Source organism: Haemophilus sp. HMSC071C11 (genome assembly GCF_001837655.1).
GTDB classification, from domain to species: domain Bacteria; phylum Pseudomonadota; class Gammaproteobacteria; order Enterobacterales; family Pasteurellaceae; genus Haemophilus; species Haemophilus influenzae.
This window is the reverse complement of record NZ_KV833409.1, coordinates 199095-208251: the sequence shown is the minus strand read 5'-3', so window position 1 is coordinate 208251 and position 9157 is coordinate 199095. Positions and strand designations below refer to the sequence as shown.

Sequence of the window (9157 nt, the reverse complement as noted above, 5' to 3'; positions counted from 1 at the left end):
CAACCGCACTTTTATATTTATAACGCTCCCGCGCGCTGACAGTTTATCAGCCTCCCGCCGTAAAACTCTGCCTTTTATGGCAGAGATTTTAGCCAAAACTGGCAGAAATTAAAGGCTAAAATCACCAAATTGCACCACAAAATCACCAATACCCACAAAAAAACGACTTGCATCAAACCCCACACCGAATCAGCAAAAAAACACGCGATGATTTATGTTGAAGATTTACAGGTAGAGAATATGTCTAAATCAGCCAAAGGCACAGCGGAAAAACACGGCAAAAACGTGAAATAGAAATCAAGTTTGAACCGAGCGATATTAGACCAATCTTGGTATGAGTTCAGACGGCGATTGGATTACAAATTACGTAGTATGATAAACATCCATTTACCATCCTATCGAAAAATGACCCAAGTCGCAGATATATCGCAAAGAATATGATATAGTCGGTGCGATAAATGCATCGAGGAGTAGCCAAGAAATTTTGGCGGTACAAATAAGCGGTCAAATTAGAGCGGAACACACCCGTAGCGCGTGAGAAGAAAACGATTCAGCAAGATTGCCACTGTCGAAGTTGGTTGACAAAACATTACTAACCACGGCATGGAATACACAACCCAAACATAGTTTGCATCTTCCCTAAGGCATCGTTTACATTCATTAGCTTATTTATGCCACAGTGTGGCAAATTTAATTTCCTTGGCATCAAAACTGCCCAGTAAATAAAAGCGATAATAAATATGTCAAACGCCTTCGTGTGAACGTTCTTCATTGTATTCTCGTAAGAATTGGTTGAATAATATCTGTTGAGCTTCAAAGCTATTTTGAGGTTGAAGCGCCGCTTTTAAGCTACAGTGCATTCGCTCGTGTCGTCCGTTTTGCTCTGGGTGTGATAGCTGAATTCGTTCAGGACGAATACCTAAGCCAATCCACCATTTAGAAAGTTCACTGATTCCACTAATGCTTGCGATGCAAAAGGTGAGCCGTTATCGGTACGAATCGAATACGGCAGACCAAATTACTCAAAAAGACGTTCAAACTCAGCAATAACAGGCACTGATTTTGTATTCGGCAACCCCTTACAGCAAAATAAAAAGCGACTGAAATTATCCGTAATAGTTAGCGAATAGCAAAACTTCTGATTGCTGAGTAAAGCTATCTAAAAGCTTTTTGGCACCCCCAGTGAGGACGTTTAAGTTTCTCACTGATAAGCCAGTCATAAATCCATTATGGCGTGGCATTAGGGCTATGATGAGGTTTAGCCCTCAAAGCCAAGCTGTTGGTGGCGTTTAATCCATTTATCTGCCGTTGGACGGCTAATATTAAACTGCTGACACAGTTCAGTTTTAGTATAGCGTTGGCTTAGCCACGCTTTTAAGAAAAGTACACGCTGTTGCATCGCATCGGTCTCTATCCAAGGCATCATCAATCTCCAGTGGATTAGGTATTTTGATGATGAGTTTACGGGAAAAATGTAAACGATGTCCTCGGGTTAGAATGTAAATGATGTTATCAGGTTGTGCTCCTCTTTGAGAAAGAGGGGGTAGAAAAATTATCTTGTTCTAATCTTGCTATAAGCTAATGCTATAACAAAAAATGCGGCTTGCAGAAGAATAATACAAGCACCTGTTGAGGCATCAAAATGATAGCTCAATATTACACCAATTAGGCTTGATATAATTGAACTTATAATAGCAATCCATAACATTTTATCAAAAGATTTGTGAGCGTAAGTGCGGTAATTCTTGACGCAATTAACATTACCACCACCAAAATAACGCCTACCACTTGCATCGTACTTACAATGGTTAAAGCAAGCAGCATTAACAAACCATATAGCGGTCGAATTTCTGAACTTCTCTGACAATTGTTCCCAAAAATCAACGGACAAGTTAATACCTTTGGCTTGCTTGATATCACGTAAGTCATGCTACAACTAGGATGCCTTGAATGTGTATATGCCGAAATCAATATCGCTTTTCGCCTGCAAACGTGAAAAGCAGATTTTCAACGAATTTACAAGTAATAATCACGTCTCCCTTGCTAAGAAGTATGCTTTATCGTTGCAATGGATCTACAAAATCGTCAAACGTGTGCAGAAAGAAGAAATTGCCAAACGGCCGTTTAATATATTCGCCCAATCCTAAAAATAAACCTAGTAACTGTAAAAAAGTCTCTAGGTTTTCTTTTTATCTATGTGTAACTCCGCTTCATTTCTCCTTTCTCATTTCTTCCCCACTTCCCCCAAATTCTTCTCATTGATGTTGGATTATGCGTGAGAGTTATGTTGGATGGCTTTATCTACAAACAAATTTTTATTTATTGTGATTAAAATATTGCGACTTTTAAATAAAAAAATAATCCGAAAAACATAAACAGATTTCATCGGATAATATTGATAATTTTAAATAACAAAGCCAGATTAAAATGTGAATATTTACTAATCTAAATTAGCAATAATTGTGAAATGTCAATTAAAATAAGTAAGATGAAAATATGAATATTTTCATCTTACTCAGCATTTTCAAAAATTTTATCTTTGTTCGGGGTAAATTACTTCAGATGTAACCCATTTCATCCATACTTGCTCTAATAATGGGATTATTGAGGTACTGTCTTCAACCATTGTATTAAGTGCAGACAAAACATTTTCTAATGAATTTGGTTGTTCTTGTAGATAACTTAACAACCAGTAATCTAACTCTGAAAGGATTTGTTGCTGAATACTAAAATCACTATCACGCCATATAATAGCTTGAATTGGCGTGTCATCAAATTGTTTAAAGTCACTTGATAAAAAATCAACGTCATAACTTTTTAAATAAGCTGCGCCAGATAATTGCATTACGCTATGTCTATTCCACTCAAATTTTTCAGGCACTTTGGCTAAAGAAACTTCTGCGAGTAATTGTGTATTTTCAAAATCCATCAATGCCAATATATTTGTATCAAATATCTCTTTTTCTTGACAAAACAAGAGAAATTCTCCTGCAATATCTTGGAAATAAGGAGAATGGGCATTACCATTTTGCACAAAATTTTCTTTAGCATTTTTCCAATACTCTGGCTCAATATGCAATGGTGCTTCAACAAAACAACGATCAATAAAACCAAAAGCATTATTACGAACTAAACGTGTATATACCGCTAAACGGTTTGCAGCATAACCATTTAAAGGATCTGCATTACCTAACCGAATAGCATTTGCCAGTGCTTGCTGAGTTTCTTTCAGTAATGACTTAGGCTGCATAAGACATTACCTCTGTGTGAGCGTATTTTTGCTGTAATTGTGCAATATGCTCAACTTCGGCGTAAAGTTCTGCAAATGGTGGGAAGTTGAAATCACGTTCCAATAATGTTGGGGGAATCGTAGGTAGTCGTTGATAGGCATATTCGAGTAAATCCCATACAGTGCCTTTTACAGCTTCACCGTGTGTATCAATTAATAATTCAGGTAAATGGCGATATGCTCCTTTTACTTTATTAAATGATTCATCTGCTGAATTCTCCACAACTTGTGCAGCAGAATGTTCTTCATCGTGCCCTGCAATATGAATGTAATTAACACGTTTAACATCCACTTGATCTAAAAAGACATAAGGATCAAGCAATCCGTGATTAACACCATTAACATAAATATTATTCACATCTAAATGAATGCCACAATTAGCCTCTTGTGCAATAGCATTTAAAAATTCCACTTCATTCATTGTACTAGTTGGAGAATGCAAATAATAAGAAGTATTTTCTAATGAAATTTGCAATCCTAAGAAATCTTGCACATCACGTATTCGTTGCGCAACGTGTTTTACAGCTTCTTCTGTAAATGGCATAGGTAATAAATCATATAAATGCCCTTCACATTCACAATAACTTAAATGTTCAGAAAAGAAAGATGAATTATATTGATTCATTAGTGCTTTAGTATTACGGAGTAATTTGCGATCAAGTGGTGCTTGCCCACCTAAAGAAAGTGAAAGACCGTGTACTGCTAATGGAAATCTTTCTGCTGCTTGATCAAATTGATAACGAGCCATTCCACCCATTTTACTCCAATTTTCTGGTGCGACTTCAATAAATTGAATAGCGTTGTTTGGGGGAAGTTGTAAAAAATCCTCAGCTAAATTCCGACGATAACCTAATCCAGCACCTTGTAATTTCATAATTAACTCCTTTTTTAATAAAAGCTGGCATAAATTCTTACACCAGCATAATTATTATTCTTATTTAGAACCGCATTTACCTTCGCCACATTTGCCTTCAGCAGCTTTCGGTTTGCTCGCACCACATTTACCCTCGCCACATTTACCTTCAGCAGATTTAGCTTTATCTGCACCGCATTTGCCTTCACCACACTTACCTTCTGCGGCTTTCGTTTTGACACATTTATCGCCTACACAAGGTGTTGCTGTATTATCAGTATTGCTTGACTTTGATTCAGCCTGTACTGCTGTCGCTACTGCCATCGTTAATGCACTTGCTAATGCTGTTAATGTTGCTAATTTTTTCATTTGAATAATCTCCTAGAGTTTGAATTTTGAATAAATAATTAGAGAAATTTCAACCAGCTTTTAGTTGGATAAACCTTCTTAATAAGCGTGTCTAAAGAGAGTTTCCCCGCTCCCTGTGTAATTAAGATTAATAAAGTCACCACATAAATTAATGGTAATTTATAACCATTATCACATACGTTATAACCTGAATCGGCGTGAATGCTATACCACGCGACAGAGATTAAAATCGTTAAACTTAATGCACTAAAACGTGTTAGCACTCCAAATATCAGCAAAAATGGGAAAATTAATTCTGATCCCATTGCAACGTGCCAATTAATATCAGCTGGAATAAGATTAAATGGAAAAGGAAAACGATCTTGTATTTCAGCGAACCAATTTTGTCCATTCCATTTTTCTAATCCTGCTTCAAAAAACTCCCACGCAAGAAAAAAGCGTAAAATCAATAAACTTACGCCACTGCCGATACCTTGCATCTTACAATCCTTCATTTTTTTACCTTTCAAATTTTCTCGCTTTTAAAGCGAAAAGTGTATTGAGTTACTTATCTTACTACACTAGGAAATATTACCCAGTTACTTAGTTAGTCGAAGATAAACCTTTTTTCTTACAAATTTTTTTGAAAAATTTTAACTATCAACAAAAATCAGGTAATATGCGCACGAATTTTTAACCCCTTAGTTTGGAGTAAATCACTTATGGCAATGAATAATATTCTCGGATTATTTGCCCATTCGCCTCTCAAGCCGTTACAAAAACACTCTGAAAAAGTGACCGAATGTAGCGATCTTTTGATTCCTTTTTTTCAAACGACTTTCTCAAAGAATTGGGAACAAGCGGAAGAAAAACGCTTAGAAATTTCTCAATGCGAACGTGAGGCAGATAGTTTAAAACGCGAAATTCGGTTGAAATTGCCACGTGGTTTATTCTTACCTATCGATCGTACTGATCTTTTAGAATTAGTCACGCAACAAGATAAACTTGCCAATTATGCCAAAGATATTGCAGGCCGTATGATTGGTCGTCAATTTGGTATTCCTGAAGAAATGCAGGAAGAATTCTTACATTACGTAAAACGTAGTTTAGATGCAATTCATCAAGCCCACCGAGTAATCGAAGAAATGGATAAGCTATTAGAAACGGGTTTTAAAGGTCGTGAACTCAAATTAGTCAATGATATGATTCAAGAACTTGATTCAATTGAAGATGATACAGACCAAATGCAGATCAAATTGCGTAAAATGCTTTACACCATCGAAAGCCGTTATAATCCAATTGATGTAATGTTCTTATATAAAATTATTGAATGGGTTGGCGTTTTGGCTGACCAAGCACAACGAGTCGGTTCGCGCATTGAATTAATGCTGGCGCGTTCATAATCAACAAAACATAGGAAATTAACTATGGAAATTATTAGTCAATATGGTTCTTGGTTGGTGTGGATCACAGCAGCCTTTGGCTTTTTTATGGCGTTCGGAATTGGAGCAAATGATGTCTCAAACTCAATGGGTACATCCGTAGGATCTGGTACTGTAACAGCCAAACAAGCAATTATTATTGCGTTAATTTTTGAATCTGCAGGTGCATATTTAGCTGGTGGCGAAGTAACACAAACCATAAAAAGTGGCGTAATCGACCCAATACAATTTGTTGATACACCCGATATTTTAGCCTTAGGTATGCTTTCAACCTTATTTGCATCAGGTGCTTGGTTATTTATTGTAACCAAAATGGGTTGGCCAGTTTCTGGTATACACACTATTATTGGTGCAATTATTGGATTTGCCTGTATTACGATTGGCCCTAGTTCTGTAGATTGGTCAAATATTGGCAGCATCGTTGGTAGCTGGTTTATCACGCCTGTCATCTCGGGTATTTTGGCTTATGCAATCTTTGCAAGTACGCAAAAACTTATTTTTGATACTGAACAGCCATTAAAAAATGCACAAAAATATGGCCCTTATTATATGGGGATAACCGTGTTTGTACTTTGTATCGTGACGATGAAAAAAGGCTTAAAACACGTAGGCTTAAATCTTTCAAACAGTGAAACTTTAATCATTTCACTTGCCATCAGTCTTATCGGAATGTTTTTCTTCCATTTCTATTTTAAAAGCAAAATCTTCACTCAATCAGCAAACAAAGGCACTTTTGGTGCCGTAGAAAAAGTCTTCAGTATTTTAATGTTATTAACCGCTTGTGCGATGGCATTTGCGCACGGTTCTAATGACGTAGCCAATGCAATTGGCCCTCTTTCTGCAGTGGTCTCTATTGTAAATGAAGGCGGTAAAATTGTTTCAGGTGGAGCCTTAACTTGGTGGATTTTACCCTTAGGTGCATTAGGTATTGCTGTGGGCTTAATTACTATGGGACAAAAAGTGATGGCGACTGTTGGATCTGGGATCACCGATTTAACGCCAAGCCGTGGCTTTGCTGCTCAATTTGCTACTGCAATGACTGTTGTAGTTGCATCAGGCACAGGCTTACCCATCTCAACAACACAAACACTTGTTGGAGCTATTTTAGGTATCGGTTTTGCACGTGGTATCGCTGCACTGAATTTAACGGTTATCCGAAACATCATTAGTTCTTGGATTGTCACATTACCAGCAGGCGCATTTTTCGCCATTATTATTTTCTATGTGCTAAGAACTATCTTTAATTAATTGATCTCAATAAAAAGTGCGGTTAATTTTAACCGCACTTTTGTTGTGATGTTTAAGGGGAAAAAATGAAAAAGATCTATAAAGCCTTAATCTCATCTTTACTTTTAAGTACATCAATAAATGTTGCTTATGCGGAAACCCAATATGTTACTGAAAATTTAAGTACTTTCTTACGTCGTGGTGCTGGCGAACAATTTAAAATTGCAGGTTCAATTCAAGCAGGCGAAGCGGTGAATGTATTAGAACGCCAAGGCAAATACACACTCATTCGCGACAATAAAAATCGTGAAGCTTGGATTTTAAATTCAGACTTAAGTAGCACGCCAAGTAGTAAAGAAGAAAATCCAAAATTAAAAGCGCAAGTCCAAGAATTAACCTTAAAACTTAGTCGTTTAGATGGCGATTGGCAACAACGTACCGTCGAAATGCAACGTCGAACCAAACAAGCTGAGCAACAAAGTGCGGATCTTTTAGAGCAAAATTCTCAACTTAAACGTGAACTTGAAATGACCAAAAATAAAAATCGTGATTTAGAAGCGATACTTGATGCAGGTAAACGAGAAATTGCGATCCAATGGTTTATTTATGGCGGTTCAGTATTGGGCGTAGGCTTACTCTTCGGCTTGCTTATTCCTTATGTATTACCAAAACGTCGCCGTCGTGATGGTTGGGCATAATCACGAATGAAAATTTATTTGGTTGGTGGGGCTGTTCGCGATCAATTATTGGGGTTACCAGTAAAAGATCGTGATTGGATTGTGGTAGGCGCAGACCACGCTACGCTACTCTCTCTCGGTTATCAGCAAGTAGGCAAAGATTTTCCGGTTTTTCTCAATCCTAAAACAAAAGAAGAATATGCGCTTGCCCGAACAGAACGTAAATCTAGCGCAGGTTACACTGGCTTTATTTGTGATTTCTCCCCAACAATCACATTAGAACAAGATTTAATTCGACGAGATCTCACTATTAACGCGATGGCTCAAAGCGAAGACGGTGAAATTATCGATCCTTATGGCGGAAAACAAGATTTAGAAAATCGAATTTTACGCCATATTTCTCCCGCTTTTTCAGAAGATCCTTTACGAGTATTACGCGTGGCACGCTTTGCAGCCCGTTATCATTCTCTCGGTTTTAAAATCGCCTCGGAAACATTAGCTCTAATGACAGAACTTGCCCTATCGGGAGAATTACAACATCTCACGGCGGAACGCGTTTGGCTAGAAACAGAAAAAGCCTTAAACGAAAAAAATCCTGAAATTTATTTTGAAACCTTACATAAAACAGGCGCATTAAGCGTTTTATTTTCTGAAATCGATGCCCTTCATGGGGTGCCAAATCCAGTAAAACATCATCCCGAAGTGGATAGTTTTATTCATACCATGTTGGTATTAAAACAAGCGGTTAATTTGACTGAAAATAACCCTATCCTAAATAAAAGTGCGGTTCGTTTTGCGGCTATTTGTCATGATCTTGGCAAGGCTCTTACACCTCAAAATATTCTTCCTCATCATTATGGGCATGAACAAGCTGGCATAAAACCGACTAGATCATTGTGCAAACGCTTGAAGGTTCCAAGTTATTTTCAAGAACTTGCAGAACTGACTTGTGAATTTCACACGCATATTCACAAAGCCTTTGAGCTTCGAGCTGAAACCGTCATAACGCTGTTTAATCGTTTTGATGTGTGGAGAAAACCACAACGCTTTCAAGAATTTCTACAAGTATGTTTAGCTGATACTCGAGGTAGAACAGGTTTTGAAACTAAAGACTATCCACAAATAGATTACATCAATCAATTATTACACTCTGCAAATGAAGTAGATGTACAGCAAGTTATTGCTGATGGATTTGAGAAACAAGCAATCAAAAATGAATTGACGAAACGAAGAATCTTAGCGGTTAAACAAACAAAAACGAATTACCCAACAAATTAACAAATAAAAGTAACTTTACTCAATTAAACTAAATCCTTAAAAT

11 protein-coding genes and 1 pseudogene are annotated in these 9157 nt (G+C 37.1%); 5 read left to right on the top strand and 7 right to left on the bottom strand.

Annotated features, from left to right (window positions below; translation table 11 throughout):
- Positions 1-743 precede the first annotated feature (743 nt).
- The 3 genes and pseudogenes from HMPREF2644_RS09200 to HMPREF2644_RS04575 form a co-directional block, all read right to left on the bottom strand.
- Positions 744-860, bottom strand: a complete 117-nt coding sequence (locus HMPREF2644_RS09200; protein WP_011272468.1) for a hypothetical protein — start codon at positions 858-860, stop codon at positions 744-746.
- Positions 861-1258: 398 nt separating this feature from the next.
- Positions 1259-1426 carry a helix-turn-helix domain-containing protein gene (locus HMPREF2644_RS09065; protein WP_011272467.1) on the bottom strand — a complete coding sequence of 56 codons (168 nt, stop codon included), beginning with the start codon at positions 1424-1426 and terminating at the stop codon, positions 1259-1261.
- Between the two features lie 126 nt (positions 1427-1552).
- Positions 1553-1836, bottom strand: a pseudogene (locus HMPREF2644_RS04575) (metal ABC transporter permease); the annotation flags it as partial.
- 122 nt (positions 1837-1958) lie between these two features.
- Here HMPREF2644_RS04575 and HMPREF2644_RS09060 point away from each other — a divergent pair.
- On the top strand, positions 1959-2147 hold the full coding sequence (locus HMPREF2644_RS09060; RefSeq protein ID WP_012054427.1) for a Mor transcription activator family protein: 189 nt from the start codon (positions 1959-1961) through the stop codon (positions 2145-2147).
- A 386-nt stretch (positions 2148-2533) separates the two neighbouring features.
- Here the strand turns inward: HMPREF2644_RS09060 and HMPREF2644_RS04570 are convergent, their stop codons facing one another.
- The 4 genes from HMPREF2644_RS04570 to HMPREF2644_RS04555 are packed head-to-tail and all read right to left on the bottom strand — an operon-like array spanning position 2534 to position 4990.
- Entirely contained in the window at positions 2534-3250 is a 717-nt protein-coding gene (locus HMPREF2644_RS04570; RefSeq protein ID WP_005686602.1) for an HvfC family RiPP maturation protein, read from the bottom strand.
- Entirely contained in the window at positions 3240-4163 is a 924-nt protein-coding gene (locus HMPREF2644_RS04565) for an HvfB family MNIO-type RiPP peptide maturase (RefSeq protein WP_005623843.1), read from the bottom strand. Before HMPREF2644_RS04565 ends, HMPREF2644_RS04570 begins: the two co-directional genes overlap by 11 nt.
- Before the next feature lie 60 nt (positions 4164-4223).
- Positions 4224-4511, bottom strand: a complete 288-nt coding sequence (locus HMPREF2644_RS04560; protein WP_005656980.1) for an oxazolone/thioamide-modified RiPP metallophore HvfA — start codon at positions 4509-4511, stop codon at positions 4224-4226.
- A 38-nt stretch (positions 4512-4549) separates the two neighbouring features.
- Entirely contained in the window at positions 4550-4990 is a 441-nt protein-coding gene (locus tag HMPREF2644_RS04555; RefSeq protein ID WP_005686601.1) for an HvfX family Cu-binding RiPP maturation protein, read from the bottom strand.
- Positions 4991-5212: 222 nt separating this feature from the next.
- Here HMPREF2644_RS04555 and HMPREF2644_RS04550 point away from each other — a divergent pair, with 222 nt between their 5' ends.
- The 4 genes from HMPREF2644_RS04550 (at position 5213) to HMPREF2644_RS04535 (ending at position 9114) form a co-directional block, all read left to right on the top strand.
- A complete protein-coding gene (locus tag HMPREF2644_RS04550) occupies positions 5213-5893 on the top strand; it encodes a TIGR00153 family protein (RefSeq protein ID WP_005647270.1) in 681 nt (226 codons plus the stop codon).
- Positions 5894-5917: 24 nt separating this feature from the next.
- The gene (locus HMPREF2644_RS04545) at positions 5918-7180 is read left to right on the top strand and encodes an inorganic phosphate transporter (protein ID WP_005660565.1); all 1263 of its coding nucleotides are present in this window, start codon (positions 5918-5920) and stop codon (positions 7178-7180) included.
- 65 nt (positions 7181-7245) lie between these two features.
- Positions 7246-7857, top strand: coding sequence for a TIGR04211 family SH3 domain-containing protein (locus HMPREF2644_RS04540; RefSeq protein WP_005656994.1), 612 nt, complete (start codon positions 7246-7248; stop codon positions 7855-7857).
- A gap of 6 nt (positions 7858-7863) precedes the next feature.
- Positions 7864-9114: a multifunctional CCA addition/repair protein gene (locus tag HMPREF2644_RS04535; RefSeq protein WP_005656997.1), complete on the top strand. Its 1251-nt coding sequence runs from the start codon at positions 7864-7866 to the stop codon at positions 9112-9114.
- Positions 9115-9157 lie beyond the last annotated feature (43 nt).